The 20093-nt window shown below is 55.8% G+C and carries 15 protein-coding genes and 1 pseudogene; 11 read left to right on the top strand and 5 right to left on the bottom strand.

The window, feature by feature from the left end:
• Positions 1-1092 precede the first annotated feature (1092 nt).
• On the bottom strand, positions 1093-2409 hold the full coding sequence (locus BcanWU425_RS30795) for a UDP-glucose dehydrogenase family protein (protein ID WP_204514095.1): 1317 nt from the start codon (positions 2407-2409) through the stop codon (positions 1093-1095).
• 56 nt (positions 2410-2465) lie between these two features.
• Complete coding sequence (locus BcanWU425_RS30800; RefSeq protein ID WP_204513772.1) at positions 2466-2696, bottom strand: hypothetical protein; 231 nt, start codon at positions 2694-2696, stop codon at positions 2466-2468.
• An 83-nt stretch (positions 2697-2779) separates the two neighbouring features.
• Between BcanWU425_RS30800 and BcanWU425_RS30805 the strand changes: the two genes are divergently transcribed.
• Together BcanWU425_RS30805 and gmd are read left to right on the top strand one after the other, a co-directional pair.
• Positions 2780-3346 (top strand): transglutaminase-like cysteine peptidase, encoded by a 567-nt coding sequence (locus BcanWU425_RS30805; RefSeq protein WP_007595489.1) that lies wholly within the window; start codon positions 2780-2782, stop codon positions 3344-3346.
• Positions 3347-3551: 205 nt separating this feature from the next.
• Positions 3552-4643 carry a GDP-mannose 4,6-dehydratase gene (gene gmd / locus BcanWU425_RS30810; RefSeq protein WP_204513771.1) on the top strand — a complete coding sequence of 364 codons (1092 nt, stop codon included), beginning with the start codon at positions 3552-3554 and terminating at the stop codon, positions 4641-4643.
• A gap of 127 nt (positions 4644-4770) precedes the next feature.
• Here the strand turns inward: gmd and BcanWU425_RS30815 are convergent, their stop codons facing one another.
• The 3 genes from BcanWU425_RS30815 to BcanWU425_RS30825 all read right to left on the bottom strand — a co-directional run bounded on the left by BcanWU425_RS30815 (position 4771) and on the right by BcanWU425_RS30825 (position 8902).
• Positions 4771-6078, bottom strand: coding sequence for a WcaI family glycosyltransferase (locus tag BcanWU425_RS30815; RefSeq protein ID WP_204513770.1), 1308 nt, complete (start codon positions 6076-6078; stop codon positions 4771-4773).
• Between the two features lie 59 nt (positions 6079-6137).
• Positions 6138-7112, bottom strand: coding sequence for a GDP-L-fucose synthase family protein (locus BcanWU425_RS30820; RefSeq protein WP_204513769.1), 975 nt, complete (start codon positions 7110-7112; stop codon positions 6138-6140).
• 761 nt (positions 7113-7873) lie between these two features.
• Positions 7874-8902, bottom strand: a complete 1029-nt coding sequence (locus BcanWU425_RS30825; RefSeq protein ID WP_231188842.1) for an ABC transporter substrate-binding protein — start codon at positions 8900-8902, stop codon at positions 7874-7876.
• Positions 8903-9260: 358 nt separating this feature from the next.
• Here BcanWU425_RS30825 and BcanWU425_RS30830 point away from each other — a divergent pair, with 358 nt between their 5' ends.
• The 9 genes and pseudogenes from BcanWU425_RS30830 to BcanWU425_RS30865 all read left to right on the top strand — a co-directional run bounded on the left by BcanWU425_RS30830 (position 9261) and on the right by BcanWU425_RS30865 (position 19758).
• The gene (locus BcanWU425_RS30830) at positions 9261-10622 is read left to right on the top strand and encodes an undecaprenyl-phosphate glucose phosphotransferase (RefSeq protein ID WP_204514094.1); all 1362 of its coding nucleotides are present in this window, start codon (positions 9261-9263) and stop codon (positions 10620-10622) included.
• A 2-nt stretch (positions 10623-10624) separates the two neighbouring features.
• Positions 10625-11740: a glycosyltransferase family 4 protein gene (locus BcanWU425_RS30835; RefSeq protein ID WP_204513767.1), complete on the top strand. Its 1116-nt coding sequence runs from the start codon at positions 10625-10627 to the stop codon at positions 11738-11740.
• A gap of 16 nt (positions 11741-11756) precedes the next feature.
• Positions 11757-12911 (top strand): glycosyltransferase, encoded by a 1155-nt coding sequence (locus tag BcanWU425_RS30840; protein ID WP_204513766.1) that lies wholly within the window; start codon positions 11757-11759, stop codon positions 12909-12911.
• 109 nt (positions 12912-13020) lie between these two features.
• Entirely contained in the window at positions 13021-14253 is a 1233-nt protein-coding gene (locus BcanWU425_RS30845) for a hypothetical protein (RefSeq protein WP_204513765.1), read from the top strand.
• Positions 14250-15287: a hypothetical protein gene (locus tag BcanWU425_RS30850; protein ID WP_204513764.1), complete on the top strand. Its 1038-nt coding sequence runs from the start codon at positions 14250-14252 to the stop codon at positions 15285-15287. The genes BcanWU425_RS30845 and BcanWU425_RS30850 overlap by 4 nt, the downstream gene beginning before the upstream one ends.
• A 90-nt stretch (positions 15288-15377) precedes the next feature.
• Positions 15378-16286 (top strand): FkbM family methyltransferase, encoded by a 909-nt coding sequence (locus BcanWU425_RS30855; RefSeq protein WP_204513763.1) that lies wholly within the window; start codon positions 15378-15380, stop codon positions 16284-16286.
• A 77-nt stretch (positions 16287-16363) separates the two neighbouring features.
• Positions 16364-17773, top strand: coding sequence for an O-antigen polymerase (locus tag BcanWU425_RS30860; RefSeq protein ID WP_204513762.1), 1410 nt, complete (start codon positions 16364-16366; stop codon positions 17771-17773).
• Between the two features lie 173 nt (positions 17774-17946).
• Positions 17947-18306: pseudogene (locus tag BcanWU425_RS37755) on the top strand (glycosyl hydrolase family 28-related protein); the annotation flags it as partial.
• Between the two features lie 171 nt (positions 18307-18477).
• Entirely contained in the window at positions 18478-19758 is a 1281-nt protein-coding gene (locus BcanWU425_RS30865) for a hypothetical protein (RefSeq protein ID WP_231188843.1), read from the top strand.
• Positions 19759-20093 lie beyond the last annotated feature (335 nt).

The following is a 20093-nucleotide window of genomic DNA, read 5'->3' on the forward strand; positions in this document are numbered from 1 at the left end:
TCACGTCCGCTTGCGGGGTGCAAACGGACCAAAGAACGATATTGCCCCGACGCCCGCGGAGAACGAATGAGAAGTTACCCGGCGACAGATCACGAACGCGGGGCGCCCGCGGCATCTTCCCGCTCATCCGCCCCAAACGTCAGAGTCCATCGATTTGGCGGGGGTGGGCGCCTGGTCCGCTGAGCACCACCATCGATTCAGGTTAGCGATTTCTATCCCCGGCGCGCCTAATGCGCTCCTCGATCTCACTGGCTAGCTCGCCGTACTCCGCCAAACGTAGCCACTGCTCCCGCCGGTCCCGGTCCGTGGCCGGCCCTGCCTTCAGTCGGCACTCGGCCGCTTGCCTGCGAATGTGATTAAGGTAGCTCACGACGAGTCAATTACCGTGCGAGGCGCGGAAACGGACCCTGAGAAATTTCCCAGGGTCCGGAGCAAGAACGCTCAGCGCGCGCCGATGCCGAGCTGGTGCTCCTCCTCCGCCAGCGGCGCCGCAAAAGCAACTCAAGCGAATGCGGAGCTTGACTGCCGCGAACATGCCTTCGGCCGGCCAACGCTTCTCGACTGTGTACGGAGCAAGTCTTAGACCACCTCTTCCGTCGCGCTACGCTCGCCTGACACGCGCAGGCGAGTGAGTTCGGTCCACGCGAGTGCAGCGTAGATCCATCGCTGCCGTTCGGCACCATCGGCCTCCGCGGCGAGCTTCATCGCCGCGTTGCCTCGCGCTCGGGGTCGTATTCTATGTCCATCGGACGGAATCGTAATCGAATATCGTAAACGATCACTGTTCGACGTCACCGTAGGTATCCGGTGTGGCTCATATTGGCAACTGGATGCTTCTGCTGCAAGCATATCGAAGCCCGTTTTTGATCGTGCGGTTTTGATCAACATGCCATTAGCATGGAGGTCTATGTCCAGGCGCGCGAGATCCTCGTTTTGTTTGAATCGCTTCTGAATGGAGCACAGCTTCGACGCCTAATGCTGCTGAAGGAAATCAACAACTTTCGACGTTCAAACACTTTCGACGCAAAGGTCAAGGGAGAGGCGCCGCGTTGCGTCCGAAAGGTCCTTGGAAAACGGGCAGAAGTGGTTGGCTTACTGGGGAGCGATAAGCCTCCCAACGCTCTCATAGACAAATCCGGCCGCAGCCATCTCCTCGGGGCGGTAGATGTTGCGCAAGTCGACGATGACAGGCTGGGCCATGGTCGCTTTCAGCCGGTCGAGGTCGAGCGCACGGAACTGCACCCATTCGGTGACGATCACGATCGCATCGGCGCCTTCCGCGCAGGAATAAGCGTCCTCACAATAAGTGATGCTGGGCAGCTCAGTCTTCGCCTGCTCCATGCCGACAGGATCGAAGGCCTTCACCTTCGCGCCCATGTCGATCAGGCCGGTGACCAGCGGGATCGACGGCGCGTCGCGCATGTCGTCGGTGTCGGGCTTGAAGGTGAGGCCGAGCACGGCGATGGTCTTGCCGCGGAGCGAGCCGCCGAGCGCCTGGCTTACTTTTCGCGCCATCGCGCGCTTGCGGTTCTCGTTGACCGCCAGCACGGATTCGACGATGCGCAAGGACACGTCGTAGTCCTGCGCGATCTTGATCAGCGCCTTGGTGTCTTTTGGGAAGCAGGAGCCGCCGAAGCCGGGGCCGGCGTGCAGGAATTTGGTGCCGATGCGGTTGTCCAGGCCAATGCCGCGCGCGACCTCCTGCACGTTGGCGCCGACCTTTTCGGAGAGGTCCGCGATCTCGTTGATGAAGGTGATCTTGGTCGCGAGGAAGGCGTTGGCGGCGTATTTGATCATCTCGGCGGTGCGGCGTTCCGTGAACATCAGCGGCGCCTGGTTCAGCGACAGCGGACGATAGATGTCGCTCATCACCTTGCGGCCGCGCTCGTCGGCGGTGCCGACGACGATGCGGTCGGGGAATTTGAAGTCGCGGATCGCCGCGCCCTCGCGCAGGAATTCGGGATTCGAGGCGACGACGACGTCCGCTTTGGGATTGGTCTCGCCGATGATGCGCTCGACCTCGTCGCCGGTGCCGACCGGAACGGTCGATTTGGTCACCACGACGGTGAAGCCGGACAGCGATTGCGCGATCTCTTTCGCAGCCGCATAGACATAGGACAGATCGGCGTGGCCGTCGCCGCGGCGCGACGGCGTGCCGACCGCGATGAAGACGGCATCGGCATCCGCAACCGGCTTGGACAAATCGGTGGTGAACTCCAGCCGCTTGGCCTTGACGTTGGTCGCCACCAGCTCGTCGAGCCCAGGCTCGTAGATCGGGATCTCGCCGCGATGAAGCGCCGCGATCTTCTTCTCGTCCTTGTCGACGCAGATGACGTCGTGACCGAAATCCGCAAAGCAGGCTCCGGACACCAGTCCCACATAGCCCGTTCCGATCATCGCGATTCGCATGAAATTGCCTTTTTCTGTGAACAACAAATATTCGTAAGGTCTTCTAGTACATTTTTTCAGTCGATCGCATCGTCGACCGATTCAGGAACGCAGAATCCGAATAATTCCTTAACCGTGCTGCGTTGAGAGACCATTCGCCATGCGGCAGAACATAGCGGCGCGACGCTCCAGTCCAGCGGCTTCGGATAACCCTTGTCGGCACGCTCCTGGCTTTTCGGAGACGTCAGACAGACCAGCGGACCTCGCGCCGACAGATTGAATTGGGTTAACGGCGCAGATTGAGGCATCGACTGCCTCACATTTGATATCGCGTTTTCATTATTGCGTCGCAATATACAAGGATCGTCCAGCCCATCATGAGGCCGATGCGATGATCCGACATGCTGCACGCATGCTGGTGCTGGCGTGTTGTGTTAGCAGCCGGCCCGCCTACTCCAATTTCGACACACAGGAGGTCGTCCCTCCGCTTTCGTTCACGCTGTTCTGTACAAAGTACCCTGAAGATTGCCAGGAACAGCAGGACCGTCGGATAACAGGCTTCCGCTTCCGAGGGCAGCGCTGGCGCGAACTCAATCAAATCAATTCAATTGTCAATTCTAGCATCGCGCCCGAGAGTCTGTTGGTAAGCCGGAATGACTATGAATGGCAGATCTTTCCCTATGATGGAAACTGTGGCGATTATGCCGTTACAAAACGCCATTTGCTGCTCCAAGCGGGCTGGCCAACCTCGTCTCTCCTTTTGGCAGAAGTTGTTATTCGCAACACAGGAGAGCATCACCTCATTTTGCTCGTACGAGAAGGAAGAGTCAGTTTCGTTCTCGACAATCTGAGCGGGGCGGTCGTCCAGCTCAACGAAGCCTCGGATCAATACGTCTTCCTGCGCACCCAATCGGGTCTGAACCCTCAACTCTGGATGCGCGGACTTGCGAGATCTTAGCTGCTCGCCTGCGGTTCGAATTCTGCCACGTTCGGGAATTCAGTCATCCCGAGAGCTTGGGGTATTAGGTCCTTAGCCGGCCCTCCGAAGTTGATACGGCTGGCTCATTAATAATAGCGCCCAATCAGCTCAAAAATACTCTGCCGCGGGTAGCAACGGGACAGGCTATTGGGTAAGAACACGCATCCAGTCTGTGAGAATTTGCATGACCAAAAAGCGCGCATTAATTACCGGTGTTACGGGCCAGGACGGGGCCTACCTGGCCGAGCTGCTTCTAGGGAAGGGCTATGAAGTCCATGGCATCAAGCGCCGGACCTCCCTCTTCAATACCGATCGCATCGATCATCTTTATCTCGATCCGCACGAGCCCGATCCGCCGTTCCGGCTGCACTACGGCGATCTGACGGACTCCTCCAGCCTCATCCGGATCGTTGCCCAGGTACAGCCTGACGAAATTTACAATCTGGCTGCGCAGAGCCATGTGGCCGTGTCGTTCGAGGAACCCGAATACACTGCGAATTCCGATGGGCTGGGGACGCTGCGGATTCTCGAAGCCATGCGCATCGTGGGGCTCGAGAAGACGGCCCGCTTTTACCAGGCATCGACTTCCGAACTATACGGACTGGTTCAGGAAATTCCGCAGAAGGAGACCACTCCTTTTTACCCGCGCTCTCCTTACGCAGTCGCCAAGCTCTACGCGTATTGGATCACGGTGAACTATCGCGAAGCGTACGGCATGTATGCTTGCAACGGCATCTTGTTCAATCACGAGTCTCCTGTTCGCGGTGAGACTTTCGTTACCCGAAAGATCACGCGAGCACTCGCGCGAATCCATTTAGGTCTGCAGGAGCGCCTTTATTTGGGCAATCTCGATGCACTACGCGACTGGGGTCATGCCCGTGATTACGTCGAAATGCAGTGGTTAATGCTGCAACAGGAGAAGCCCGAAGATTTCGTTATCGCTACCGGCGTACAGCACTCCGTGAGAGATTTCGTCAATGTTGCAGCGAACGAAGTCGGGATACAGATCCGCTGGGAAGGCAGCGGTGCCGATGAGAAGGGCTATGACACATCTACCGGAAAATGCATCGTCTCGGTCGATCCCCGCTACTTCCGCCCCACAGAGGTCGCAACTCTCTTGGGAGATCCATCGAAAGCGAAGCAGAAACTCGGATGGGAGCCAACGACCTCCTTCGAGTCTCTGGTTCAGGAAATGATGAAGGAAGATCTCGAATCCGCAAAGCGGGACGAACTGATCAAGCAGCACGGATTCAGATACTTTCCGCGTCACGAGTGATCCTGAGTTAGATCAGCGCCGTCACAACGAACGGCCAGGAGGTAAGCGCTCATCGCGGCGCTCACCTTTGGCTGGCTGCTCTTGCTCCTCAGCCGACGTCATCTCTCCGCAGTCGCGGCCAGACGCCTCAGGGCAAGCGAACCGCATCCTCCACTGGAAGTCCAATGTTGTCGTTAGCGCTTGTCGGTCCGATACCCTTCGGTTCTGTTGACTTGCGCTCGTCGGCCATGACTTCCGACCACCGACGAACAATTGTTTGTCGGTCCCACCGATCAAGGGCGCGCTTTCTTCCTTCCTCCCCGTAATGCTCGCGGAGGGCGGATGCCTCACTAAGCTCGCAAATTGCGGCTTGAAGAGCGGACGAATCTCCAGGTGGAATCACAAGGCCCGCGCCGATGACTTCCGCCGCAAGCCCCGTACCCTCTTCGGCCATGGCGATGACTGGCCGAGCGGACGCGAAGATCGCGCCAAGCTTGGAAGGCAACACCAGATCGGCCGCCTCCGCCTTCTGTGGAATCAGGTGGAAATCTGCGGTTGCCAACAACTCGTTGAAACTGTCCTTGGGCTGAAGCCCGAAAAAATGGATGTTGGGCTGCCCGACGGCCATTTGCTCGAGCCTCGTCTTATCTGGCCCGTCGCCGGCAAGGATAAAGCGAATATGTGGATGGCTTTGCTCCAACCCGATCGCGGCCTCGATCACGAATTCAAGCCCTTGCTTTCTCGACATCGTTCCGGAGTAGAGCGCAACGATGTCGGTCTCGCCAAGCTTGAGCTGCTCGCGATATTTCGTCATCCGCGAAGCGGGGCAGATCGCCCGGGTATCAATCCAATTTCTGACCTCAGTGGCTTTATCGAAGTCCACGCCTTTGAGGATCAGGCGATCCATCATCGGCTGAGAGATGGTCGAAACATGATCGAAGGATTTGAGGATCGCTGCTTCAGTTCTAAGCATCCATTTGCGCAAGAAACCGTTGCGCAGCAGACCAAGATCGAACGCTGCATCGACCTCGAAATCCTGGATGTGGAGCCACGATTTGGCGCCGACGCGACGAGCAACGAACGAGACGAAGGCAGCCGACATCAGAGACGGGGCTACCGCGATCATGACGTCTGGTCGCCAGGAGAGCGCATTCGCGAGAGCCGGCACTGCGCTCGAGAGCGCGAAGGAGGCATGATGGATAAGTCGCTTCGCCCCTGACGGATGTTCAGGCACATAGATCGGCGTACGCGTGACCCGAACGCCATCGATATGCCTCGTTCTAAAGTAAGAACTACTGAAGCGGTGCGGAATCTTCCAGGCGGGATAATACGGCGGAGCCGTGATCACCCTGACCTCGTGACCTTCGGCGACGAGGCTTTCGCAGAGCTCGCTATTGTATTTAGCCACTCCGATCAGATCGGGGGCATAATTGATGCCGACCAAAAGAACACGCATAAAGGCGCAATCCAAGTAAGTTTTCAGAGATTAAAACTATTGCAGCAGAATAGCTGAGCTCAGCTGGTGGCGCTAACCTCCAAATGACGACCGTAGCCTTTTAGAAAATCCGCATACGCAGCAGCGAGACCGGCGCGCAGAGAAGTATTTGGCTGCCAACCAAGCGCCCGCACCCGCGAGCTATCGAGCAGCTTACGCGGCGTACCGTCCGGCTTGGACGTATCGAAGACCAGCTTGCCCCGATAGCCCACCACGTCTGCAACCGTTGCCGCAAAATCTCCAATCGATAATTCGTCGCCGCTACCGACATTGATCGGCAGGTCGCTTGAATAATTCTTCAGAAGGAAGATACACGCGTCGGCGAAATCTTCGACATTGAGAAACTCGCGGAGCGGCGTCCCCGTGCCCCAGACAGTCACGGTCGGCGCCTGTGCGAGCTTTGCTTCATGGAAGCGGCGAATCAGTGCGGCTGGTACGTGGCTGTGATCGGGATGATAGTTATCGCCGCGGCCGTACAAGTTGGTGGGCATCGCCGAAATGTAATCGTCTCCGTATTGACGACGATAGGCCTGGCACATCTTGAGACCGGCAATTTTCGCGATGGCGTACCATTCGTTTGTCGGCTCAAGCGGTCCGGTCAGCAATTCGCTCTCGGCTATCGGCTGTTTGGCATGCTTGGGGTAAATGCAAGACGAGCCCAGAAACAACAGGCGCTGAACGCCGATGGCGTGGCTTGCGCGGATCACGTTGAGTTCGATAGCGAGATTCTCGCAGAGAAAGTCGACGGGAAAGCTGCTATTCGCAGCGATCCCCCCGACTTTCGCGGCAGCGTGCACCACCGCGTCAGGACGGTTGGATTCCAGCCACCGCAGCGTCGGCTCCTCCTTGGTCAGGTCCAACTCGCGGCGATCGGCAGAAAGCACTGTACAATTTTCTGAAGCAAGACGCCGCACGACGGCAGAACCGACCATGCCTCGATGACCGGCGACGAAGATCCGCTTGCCCGAAAGGTCGTAGGTTGAAGTCCCCATCATCCGTTACCCCTACTCGGTCTTCCGATTACGAAAGCCGAAAGCTCAGCCCTTTCGCGTGCCACGGAGTGCCGGCAGCCGGGCTCGTGCGCGCTCCCAGTTGCTAACACAATCTTCACCGTTGAGCAGCCTGCCCAGGCAGGCCAGGCTATTAATGGTGAACTGCAACAGGGTGCGTAAACTTAAAGCAGGCCATTGGCAGTAAAATAGGCGGAGCAGCCGCGCGAGCCGCACGGCTGCCTTCTCGACTAAACATCAGCTAGTCCAGCTGGCGCGGGATCAGTAAGCGCGTCGGAGGACGGGCCCCTCGGGCGCGCAGACGCGGTCCATATACCAGCCATACGGGGTCTCAACCCGAACCAGCGGGCAGTGACGCGACGGCACATAACGGTACGGGTAAGGCTGTGCCCAAAAGGTAACCGGCGTTACCTGAGCGGCGCCTGTGAGCAGCGCCGCGCTCGCGGACATCTGCATGCCGGCATTTGCACTGCTCGCTGCCCCCAAGGAAGCGGCCAATGCCAAAAGACTGACCCGCGCAAACGATTTGAACATCATAAAGCTCCTTTGCCCCAACGGAACTCACCGGTGACGCCACTCAGCCCCTCGCGGGGACCCTTCGGCAGCACTTGAGATCCATCTATCAACCCTAAATCGCCCTGAAATAGCTGGGCCAGACTACCAAGGCTCGACGGAGGAACGCAACCGCTCCGACGCATCGGATTCAAGCTTGGAGCAATATGGTGCAGAACTGTGGCTTCCCGGCCCTAGTTCTCGCCGTTCCAGGCGCCCGGTGCGCCAAGGTCCGGCGAGCGACGATAAACATCGCGAAGGAACTGATAGTTGACTGCTTGGGCGAGCGGTACCTCCTCCTCGCCCAGCTTCGCGAATATCAGGATGTCCCGAAGGGTCCTCCAGCGGCTTTCATCATAGTCGGCAATGCGCCCGCCGGTCGGCAAGATGAGGCTGCGCTGCTGCTGCAACTCGGCTTTCAGGCGATCCGGGATCAGCCTTTCGGGAGCAATGCTGGCGAGAACAGGCACGCTCCGTGCATAATCGCTATAAGCGAACTGCCAGCCCCGGATAAGGCCTTGGAGCACGTCGGTGATCACGGATGGATGGTCATGAATAAGATCGTTGCTGGCGAAATAGACCAGCCCCGGGACATGGATGCCGTAGTCTTGCGGCTTGATCACATTCAGCCTGACGTAACCCGCACTGGATGGGCTTGGCTGGTCATCGATGGCGGCAATGATGGCGTCGACCTCGCCGGCGCGGAGCGCATCGAAGCTGTCGCGATCGGCGACCTTTGTCACTTGGCTGCGTGGCAGACCCAACTGCGCCATCATCGCATCGAAGATCACGTCTCCTTCGCTCGCTCTGCGGTAACCGACGCGTTTGCCAACCAGGTCGGGGGGCCGGCGCAAGCCGGATCCTTCCAGGGTAAAGATCGCAATCGAGGTGTCGAGGAAGCTTGCAGCGAACGCCGTTACGGGGACGCCGCGCCAGGCGGCCAGCAGAAACTTTTGGCCGCTCGTCACGCCGATTGCATGTTCGCGTGCGATCGTTTCAACAAAGTTCGGGTCGTCCGGCTGCGACCGCAGCGCAATCCGGGAAGTGAAAAAGCCCTGCTTGAGCGCGATCAATTCGCCGGCAAAACGCGCCGCGTAGGGTCCGTCCAGGAGCAGACTCGCCACAGCCGCGGGGTTCGCCTCCTGCCGCAGCGGCGACGAATCCGGGCGCAGCGCGATCAGGGCCAAGCCCAGCAGGGCAACGGTAGCAAGGCCAATCGCCACATACCGGCTGAACCTTCGCCTGGATCGCCGCCGGGACCGGGTCTGAGGCACTTAAGGCTTCCTAACGGGCTGTGAAATTTAACATATCGGGCGAGGGCAAATGCGCTACAATCAATCCATTGGGGTAAGGTTACTTTTTCCTTCGCCTTGTTTTAATTGCGATTCTGCCCGATAGCACGGTGTATTCGGATACTGAATTGATCGTAAGTGAGCTTTTAGCGCGATGACAATTCTATCACCACGATCGGCCTCTGTGCCTGATTCTGTTGCGGAAATTCGTGTGCTCGAGCAAGGTCCGCCGGCACCTCAAGGTTTAGCCTGGAGCTTTCTTCGTCCTCTGGTGGTCGAGCGATTGGTGATGGTCGGCGACGCCGTGCTGGTGGTGCTGAGCGGCATCGGCTGCGCGGTCGCCTATCATCTCTACACCCAATCGGCGCTCGGCAAGGCCAATGTCTATGCCGCGGCGAGCGTCCTGGTCGCCGTCAACTTCATCCTGCTGACCACGGTCCAGCACGGCTATCGGCTCAAGAACATCACCAACCTGTCGCGCGCGTTCCGCACCGCGGTGACGACGTGGACCGGGCTGTTCGGGGCGCTGCTGGCGCTCGCCTTCACCATGAAGGTCAGCGAGGAGTTTTCCCGCGGCACCACGCTCTCGTTCTACCTGGTCGGCCTCACGGTGCTGCTGGCCTGGAAGCTGGCGGCCGGGTGCTGGACCGCGAGGGCGCTCGCGACCGGCGCGTTCGCCAACAGCCGCGCGGTGATGATCGCCGAATTCGGGCTGCCGGCGGCCTCCAACACCATGATGGACCTCGCCCAGCACGGCTATCGCCTGATGCGGATCATGGAGATCCGCTCCGCCGACCTCGCCTCGCCGCTGCTGCTGTCGGCGATCGCGCCGCGCTTTGACGAGCTGATCGCCTATGCGCGCGAGAACCGGATCGAGCACATTTTCCTGCTGATGAACTGGAGCCGGCAGCACGCGATCGACAGCATCCTGGACGCGCTGAAGATCCTGCCCGTTCCCGTGCATCTGGTGCCCGACGCCCACGCCGCGCGCTTCCTGCGCTATCCGCTGCAATCGACCGGCAACACCTTCACCGCGGAGCTGCGCCGCGCCCCGCTGTCCCGGAACGAACGCGCGCTCAAGCGCACGCTCGACCTCGCAGGCACGGCCCTGGCGCTGATCGTGTTCGCCCCCGTGATGCTGGTGACCGCCGTGCTGATCAAGGCGACCTCGAAGGGGCCGGTGTTCTTCCGCCAGACCCGCAACGGCTTCAACGGCCGCGCCTTCAAGATCTACAAGTTCCGCACCATGCGCGTGCTCGAGGACGGCCCGAAGATCGTGCAGGCGCAGAAGAACGACCCGCGCGTGACGGCAATCGGCAAATGGCTGCGCAAGACCTCGATCGATGAGCTGCCGCAGCTCTTCAACGTGCTCAAGGGCGACATGTCGCTGGTCGGCCCCCGCCCGCACGCCGCCGCCCACAACACCGAATATGAGCAGATCATCGGCAACTACGCCTACCGCCACCACGTCAAGCCGGGCATCACCGGCTGGGCCCAGGTTAATGGTTACCGCGGAGAAACCCGCGCGCTCGAGATGATGGAGAAGCGCGTGGAGTATGACCTGTGGTACATCAATAATTGGAGCGTGGGGTTGGATGTGAGGATCATCATCCGAACCGCCTTCGGCATATTTGGCACTTCCGCCTATTGAACATGGTGGCCGAACTCGGCCGAGCTGCGATGCAGATCAATCGACGTTTCATCGTGGCGATCGGACAGATTCCGCCGCCGACCGACGGGCTTGCCTATATCACGTCGGAGTACCTCAAGCTGCTCGCTGAGGATCACGACGTCAAGATCCTGAACATCTCACCAAGAGTGTCCAAGCGAGGCTTGGTCTATCATGTGTCAAGAACGGCGACGGTGCTGCTCGCCTCGACTCATCTGGTTTTGAACGCGTGGCGCAGCAACCGCGCTTGCTATATGCCGTGCCAAAGTGATTTCGGGCTGGTCTATACGATCTATCTATCGACCTTGGCGCGCCTGCTTGGCTTTCCGATTTACCTGCACCACCATAATTTCGGATACATCAACGAGCGGCGCGGCATCATGACCGTCGCGCTAAAGGTGGCCGGACCAAACGTCGTTCATATCTTTCTTTGCGAGCGCATGCGGGAGCAGTTCGGCCGCACGTATTGGCAGCCCAAGCAGTCCATCGTCATTTCGAACGCGGCATTTGTCCCTCCTCAATCCAGCCAGCCTCTCCCCTCGCCAGGCGAGCGGCTCAAAATCGGACTTTTAAGCAACCTTAATCGCGAAAAGGGTCTTTACCTCTTTCTTGATCTGTTGCGGACAAGCCGTGATCAGGGCTTAAACGTGCACGGGTCCCTTGCCGGGCCTGTACGTGAGGCTGAGGACAGGAGCGCTCTCGAAGCGGCGCAGAAAGAACTCGGCGACCGCTTAAACTATGCTGGACCCCTTTACGGTGACGACAAGCTCCGGTTCTACGAATCGATTGATGTGTTTGTGTTTCCGACCATCTACGCCAATGAAGCCCAGCCCACGGTGCTCTACGAGGCCATGGCTGCGGGCAACGCCATCATCGCATATGAGAGAGGCTGCATCGCCTCCCAAGTTGGAAAGAATGGCCTGATGATACCGCAGGAAAAATCGTTTGTGCCCGTAGCCGTTGCATGGCTGCGCAATCTTGAGGCGAATTCGGGGAAGATAGCATCTCGCGCTTCCATAGCCCGCAACATGACTGATATGCATACTGTAGAGAAGGCGAAGGCGCGAAGGGCGCTCTCGGCCCCTCCTTCATTTTCTTGATTGCAGAGAATTTTTCATGAAGATAGCGATCTGGCATAACATCATGTGGTCGCGCTACAAGGCGGTGGTATTCTCTTCGATCCACCGTCAAACCCAGTCTGAAAACATCCAAGTCAATTTTTACCAGATCGCGGAGACTGATGCGAACCGGGCCGGCTTATCGCCGATCGATCAGAGCTGGCACCAATATCCTTTTACGCTGCTGTTCAAGGGCGCGTCCTCGGACATCCCACAGCTCAAACTACTGTGGAAGGCTGCCGTCCTTACGTGGAAAGACCCAGCAGACGTAACCGTCCTAGCGGGGTACGAAAGGCCAGTTGTATGGCTTCAGGCTCTTGTTCTGAGTCTTAAGAAACGGCCGTTTGCATTGTTCTGCGACTCCACGCTTTACGACCAGCGGCAGACCTTTTGGAAAGGGGTCGCCAAGCGCATTATCTTTAACTGGGCCGCCGGGATTTTCTGCTATGGCGTTCGCGCGATGGAATATGTGAGCTATTATGGCGTGCCGACCAGCAAGACCTTTGTTCGGTGTCAGGCGGCGGCCTTGCCGCAAGATTATTCGGTTGAAAAAGCGCTCCAACAGCGAATCGAGAATGCCCAAAGTAACGCCGCTCCTCGCTACCTGTACGTTGGGCGCCTGTCTCCAGAAAAGTCGCTAGATCATCTACTGCTCGCCTTCAAAGAGATTTTGGGGTCGAGATCCGACGCGCAGCTGGTTCTCGTGGGTAAGGGAGCGTCAGAACCAGAACTGCGTGATCTTGCTGCCAACTTAGGAATTCAACAGCAAGTCGATTTCGCTGGGCCAAAATATGATGCGGCCCTCTTTCACGAGTATTCTAAAGCGAGTTGCTTAGTTCTTCCGAGCCACAGCGAACCTTGGGGTCTCGTTGTTAACGAGGCGCTGAGCTATGGGTGCCCGTCAGTGGTAAGCGACCGCTGCGGCTGTGTGCCCGAACTGGTCGACCAAGGTCGAACTGGATTCGTTTTCGAATGGGGCAACATCAACCAACTGGCTGAAAAGATGATGGCAGTGCCGGAAACGTTCTCTGATATAACAGCTACCGCCCACTCGTGCCTTCGTCATATAGCATCCTATACTCCTGGAGCAGCAGCCAAGTCCATTCTCGATGGGTGCAGGACGATCCACAACGTCGGTCAACTTCGGAATTGATTCAGAGTCAACATTGCAACAAATGCCAGCCATTGTTCGAGCGCCGCCAGAACAGCCCGCGCCTCGGACGCGGAACTACCTATTAATCAGATCCATCGCGTTCAGCGCGATGACTAAGCTAGTTGGCTTCTTTGTAGTATTCGCATGTCTACCCCTTGCTGCTTTGTCGCTAACAGTAAGCGAGTATGCAGCATTTAACTTCTCGATGGCCGTTACAAGCCTGATGTCGATTGTCTTCGGTCCGATGGGTTCAGCATTTGTGGTTCGCTTCGCGCATTTTGCTTTGCGAGACCAGAGTGCACTCAGAGAAGTGGCTGAGGATGCTCTCGCTATCTTCCTCAGCTTGGGAGCGATCCTAGCGCTGCCTGCGTTTTTGGTAGCTTACTGGCTTTCGCCTTCACCCTTCCGCATCGACATTGGACTTGCCGCGATCGCAGTCATAGCCACAGCTACGCTGTCCTGGGCAGAAATATTTCGGTTGGGTATCAGGCAAGACCACATCTCTAGCGCATTTGCTCTTGCTAATAATCTTACAATAATCGCAGGCTTTGCGATCCTCTACCGCTGGAGTAACCTGACTTTTGAGCACGTACTTTATCTTTATTATTTCTCTCCATTGGTTTGGGGCCTCGCCTCTTTTGCTCAATTGATGTCCTCCGCACGGATTCGAACCCGCATCGAGCTTAGCCCGCACAAATGGGCGGATGCCATCAGCTGCGCCCGCCCGAACATTATCAATAGCGCGTCCGACTACATCAAGCTCTACGGCTCTTCCTTTGTTGCGTTCTACCTGTCTACGCCTCAGAGCTACGCAACGTTCTCCACTCTTCAACTTCTAATCGCGCGCCTGATAAATCCGCTTTCTCTCATCGCCCGACCGTTGATTCCTGCCTACGTAGACGCGGTAGTACGCAATGATGTTCATTGGATCGGACGCCTAAAGAAATCCTTTTCTATCCAATGCGCCCTCACGGTAATTGGCGTTCTGCTTACAATTGTTGTCCTCTCAACTAAGAGCCAGCAGAACATGCGTCTTGGAGCCGTCGTCATTAATGGCCATGAACTTATCTGGTATTCAGGAGCGGGCGTTTTGCTGTTTGGATTTACAGTTTCACTTGCCCTGCTAGCGAGCATCTATTTAGCGGGCCACAAAATGGAGTTGTTCAGCAAAGTTTGCTTTTTGAGCAACGCAATCGCGGTCGTAGTCGGCGGCCTTGCTACCGTCCAATTGGGGCCAATCGCGATGCTTGCCGCAATCGCAATCGGGAGCGCTTTAGCTGCACTTTACCTAACGTGGCTTTTCGTCAGCGGCTCGCTGTCTAACAAGAGCGTCCAGTCATGAAAGGCATTCAGAGTCTGCTCGAGCCTGTCTTGAACCAGCTGCAGTTTTCGATAGACGAGCCTGCACTGGTCATAGATCAACTCCCAATTGGATACGGCGGACAGTTATCGCGGAGACTTTTAGGAATGAAAATTGGGCTTGCGATGAAACGCAAAGCCGTCTTTCTTCGCGATGATGACCCGCCGTACATCCAAAGCATGGAGCGGTCATTTGCGACCAAATACGACAAAGGTCAACTGGAAGCCGCTCCATACGTTGACTTGCCATACGAGCACGATTTCCGAAAGATCGTGAGTTTCGATTATTTCCGCATGCAAAAATTACTCAAGGCGGAGAATGTCAGTGTTGAGACGTGGGTGGAACGCCAGCTTGCCGACAAATACGCCCTGTCGACCGAAGACTTCGCACAACTCGACGGTTGGCTCCTTTCGAAAATTCGCTTCCTCTCTTCATTCGAAGATCGGCTTCAGAAAGATCTAGTTCGGCTTGGAATATCTAAAGACACGCTAGGGGTGCACCTTAGACGCGGAGACAAAAAAGTCGAAACTCCCTACGTTCCGGTTGCGCTCGTAAATGAGGCTATTCTCGGCATTTACGAAAGATGGCCCTTCAAGACAGTTTTCCTGGCGAGCGACGACTCCGACGCTGCATCGGCCATCCAAATTCCCGTCGGAACTGATCTGATCTTCGATACCTCAGAGAATCGCTATAACAATGCCAACCATAAGATGTTGATTGCTAATCCTTCGATGGCGGCCGAAGAGACGTATATAGCTTTCAAAAACCTTCGCTTGTTGGCCGAATGCGGCGGCATTGTGGGACAGGACAACGCTCACTTTGCTACGATTGCTGCCAGTCACATCCGCTACAGGACACCCCCCCTCGCCCGAATCGCTCTTCTAAATGGAAATGTTGCGAAGATAGAGTCGCGCTTGATTGGATTGCAGTATTTTTTGAAGTTAAGAATCCGAGAAGCAGTCAAGCGGATGCTGCCTTCTCAAGTCATTCAATTCATAAACAGGGTCAGCCACTGATGGCACGGGATTAGCCGATGCTTAAGCAAGTAGATTTTCCCGAAGATGCGGTTCATGGCCGACATTTGTAGGCCTATTCGGAGGCGAGTAATGAGTTTCCTGGGAAGAGTCCTGCATCAAGCCCACAATCTAAAGCAAATCACAGGTCATCCATTGAACAACGGACACGAACTGTCGGCGGTAGCCCGGTGGCTTCTCTGGCATCTGTCCAGCAGATTGGCATTGGGGCCGATGGTGGTCCCTTTTGTCAACGAAAGTACACTGGTAGTAGAGCCTGGCATGACCAGCGCAACAGGCAATATCTTCTGGGGCTTGTCTGAACCCGAAGAGATGGGTTTTTGCCTACACTTGCTTAGACAAGGAGACATTTTTCTAGATGTCGGCGCGAACGTCGGGGTTTTCTCCGTGCTCGCCAGAACCGCTGGCGCGTCAGTAATTTCGATCGAACCAGGCCCGGCCGCCTTCTCTGCGCTGAAGCGCAATGTCAGTATCAACGGGTATTGTGAGGGGGTGGATCTTCAGAACGTTGCCGTCTCCGATCGTTCCGGTACGGCCAGGTTCGCTTACGCTGCCGCCAGCACAACGAATCATCTCCTTGGGCCAAACGAAACACATAATTCCATCGACGTCCCGATGACCACGCTGGACGCCCTCATCGACAACAGACCAGTCTCGCTCATGAAAATCGATATCGAAGGGTATGAGCTTCCCGCTCTTCGCGGCGCCACCTCCCTGCTCGCAAGCCGTGACCTCAAGGCCATTATCGTCGAAGTCAACCAATCCTCTGATCGTTACGGCTATTCCAGAAGCGAGCTATTAAATCTCATCAACTCGGCGGGTTTCATGCCAACCGCATATGATCCCTATGCAAGATCCTTTGTGCCGGCGGAAAAGGGAACGTCGGATAATCTCATCTTCGTGCGAGACATAGATACGACGCAGCGCAGACTGATCGAAGCCCCCCGCTTTACCTTGTCCGGCGGTCGCTCATCTATTTAATCCGTCGCGCGGCCTTACGACCCCAACGAGAAATTGAGCTCCGCCTTGAGAGAGGCCTTGTTTAGCCAGAGTTTAAAATGCGATTAGGCATGTGTATCTGGGTCGGCATCGCAGTCGCAGGTCTGATATTTGCCGTTGTACCGAGCGACCACTTCTTTGCGGCGAGCTCGCTCATTCTACTTGCCAACATAGCTCTGCTGATGGGCGCCTTAGCATTCAATATAACCAGCAGCGAGGAACGGGCTGCGGAATTTTATCTTTATCTCTATTTCTTGCTCTTCTACTTGCTACCCGGCTATATCCATCTATCCACTGGAAGATTTCCCTTTTACAATAGGATGTATCGCGATGATTACATTCTTTGGGCTTCCTTATGCGCCTTTCTGTTTTCCCTCTCCTTTGTTGCTGCGTATTCCTTTGCCTTTACGCACCAAGCAGGACGGTACCCTAACCGCCTACACAAGCGCGGCACGGAATACGTCCTTGCAGCATTGTATGTTTCTGTCGCCTTGGCCGTCGCGTTTGCTTTCGGGATTGAAAACTATACCGTTTCCCGGGGTGACGCTTACCAGCTCCGAGTTGAATATACACCTGTGACTCTGATTGCCTTAAGCATTCCTCGAATATTGTCCTTTGTGGCTTTCTTGGTCTCACTTGTGACATTGGCAAACGGAGCGTCTTTAGGACGGCTCACTTTCGCCCTAGTCACATTTGCGGTATTTTCAGTTCTGAACTCTCCCATTGCAATACCGCGATTTCTTCTATTCGCTTACGTCATAATACTGTTGCTCGTATTCGTGAAACTGACGAAATTTCGGAAGACCGCTATCGCGGCAGCATTTTTTGTTGGCCAACTTACGATTTTCCCCGCCATCAGCCTGCTATCGAGAGGCAATATTCAGCAACTGCTATCAACATCGTTGCTAGATTACTTCGCGTCCAACGGGGACTTCGACGGCTTTCAATCTACAATCAATGTAGTGAGATACGCGCAAGAAGCGGGATTTCACTATGGATCAAATCTGCTTTCCGCTGCCTTTTTCTTCGTTCCGCGGGAATTCTGGCCGGGGAAGAGCTATGGTACGGGCGGAGAAGCCGCAGCGTTTAATGGATACAACTTCATAAACATTTCCGCGCCTCTGCCTTCAGAGTTCTATGTCGATCTCGGAACGTTCGGCACCATAGTTGGAGCTGCGCTTTTCGGGGCTTTTTTGGCAAGACTCGACGGTCAGATACGAGCCCATCGCGCAACTGGCAACAAATGGGAGTTATTTGCTCCAGCGACTGTCGTTGGTTACCTGTTCATCATCCTAAGAGGATCTCTGGTCGGCATATTAGGGCCCTTTGTCCTGACGTATGCGATCGTTTGGTTGTCGACAAAGTGGACCCGTCGTCGACCAAAATTGGCGGAGCGTAGAATAAGCCGAGGCAGGTTTGAAGTCGTGGAAATGTTGTCACGCTCGTCCAGGGACAATCCGTCTTCCTAGACGATGCGGCCGCCTTCCAACCCTTCGATTGTACATGTCCCAGACTCGAAACGATGGATGGAAGCATAGTCATGTTCACTCGACGCTCCATACTTGCGAGAACTGCGAGCCAGATTGCTCATGTCGCTGCTGCGAATGGTCATGATCCACTAGAACTCGCTGCGAAGGTCGGCATGGCCAATGCAAGCCGATCGGAGGCAGGTACCGTAAATGTTGTCGATTTTGGAGCCGATCCGAAAGGGCTCGTAGACTCCAGCGATGCCATTTTGCGAGCTATCGAACGCTGTCTGGCAGGCCCGGATTCTACCCTACCTCAAGCCCTATACTTTCCGCCTGGACGCTTCTTAATCACGCGAAACAATCTCTTTCGTTCAACCCCCAGACGACACCCCATTTATTCGTGGGACATCTTCGGTGCCGGAAGCCGAACTACTGTGTTGGTTTTCAGACCAAGGGCCTCGGCGAACTCAGCCGAAACGTACTACCTATATGATGGCTACTTTGATGAGAAAAAAGACGATCCAAATGCGACTCTGCTAGGTCTGAGACTGGCGAATTTGAGCATTCAACTTGACGCTGTCGAACTATCGATCCCCGCGAAAGTTAGCTGCTTCCGACAATTCGGATCCGGTCGATCCGGTGATCCTGAGCAGAATTGGACATTCATAAACTGCTCCTTTCGTGGCGACGAAAAGAGAGCTGACATGAATGGGGCGATTCTTGAGATCGTTGGCGATGCTAATGGCTCTGAAAACGCTTTTATTAACTGTCGGGCGATCATTTTTGGTCACGTTATAGATTGCCTGAATCCTCAAGCAGTCAATCATTTGTCACTCTTCTGCCATTGGGAGGTAATTCTCGGCGATATGTTTCGGTTCATTCGAGGTGGGAATTTGACTTTGCTCGGAGGCTCAATAATTTTGAGCAACTTCGGTCACGCGCCCGAATGGAAACCCCAGACAGCCTATTTGCCAAATGCAATCTTCTATTTTGACGGAAGACGTTTTCGAACAAGTAAGGGCGGCATATCTGGGAATCGGAAAATCGAAGGTATAGTCCCGGTCCATTTTGACGGGGCTATAGAGTGGGATCTAGAAGGTGATGATAGCGCGTATGTCCTCAGAGTAGGCGGCGACCTAACCGGGCAGATCAATAGTTATCTCATCTCCGGTGCGCGGATTGAGCTGCGTAGCAACAAGGCAAAGCTGCTCGGGGGGGGCGACCTAAACACGCGAGCTCTTGTGACGTTCGACGGCGTGGCCGTTCAGCCGGTGGTTGGTGGAGCTCGACACACCATTGAACTGGCCGAATCGTCGACGTCTATTCATTTTTCGAACTGCAAATTGGCTCGCGCGTCCAGCATATGGGAAGAGCCATTCTCCGTACTATTCGGGCGCGGACCGAGCGCACTCAATCGCCGAGATGGGGCTCGGATACTGCTCGACGGATGCGTCGTTTCGGAACACATCCACGATCTCTCAGTTTGGGGCGAAAACTCGATGGCAGCGATCACGCTCCAAAATTGTGTTGTCGGCTATCAGGAGGCGCGCACCTTACCGGGGCAGTCGTATACGAGGATCGTGGATGGAACGGTCATGGGAGTTTCGCGTGCCAAATCCTCAAATACTTCGAGATCCGGCAAGCATTTGCAGGTTTTTTTTCAATACTGGCCTGGGAGCCTGCCCGAAGATTCCATTCACATCTGCCTTCCCCCGCAGGCGATGCTCCTCAGAGTGCACTTCGTGAAGCTTGGCACAAGCACAAGCACAAGCAAGTATGAACTATTCTTGCGTGACGGGGAAGGGAACGAGCTATTTAGATCGGATCTGGTGAACCTAGCCGGGCCATTCGAAATCGAAACCCCGCGTCTGTTTGTGCGATCACCGTCTGGCGGCCTTTTACTGTCTATCCAAGGAAGTGATTACAAGAGGCCTGCTACCAAGGCGGGGCCTAGTGATTGTATAATCTTGGATTGGATGGCTTGATCTTCAATGTTGGCTACTGCCTTCCCAAGCAGGCCATCGAGTGTCCGGACAACGAACGTCTCACAGTCACTTCTGAACGATCGTATATCGGAACGAACTTACCTTGTTCATCGTGCCCAGTACTAAATCTTCGCGCTGATAGCTTCCTATGTCTGCGCTCCTACAGTTTTCAGAACTTAGATAGCAGACTTTCACCTTGACGACCCTCGCACATCGATTCTTGAAGCTGACTATATGGTCAAAAAGGTCTCGATTGACGGTGTGAGCACGCGAGGCGGCTTCTATATCCAAGCACGGGCGATTTAGCGCGTCCCGTATACTCGCTGAAGAGGATT

The sequence above is a fragment of the Bradyrhizobium sp. WU425 genome, assembly GCF_021052305.1.
In the GTDB taxonomy this organism is placed as follows: domain Bacteria; phylum Pseudomonadota; class Alphaproteobacteria; order Rhizobiales; family Xanthobacteraceae; genus Bradyrhizobium; species Bradyrhizobium canariense_D.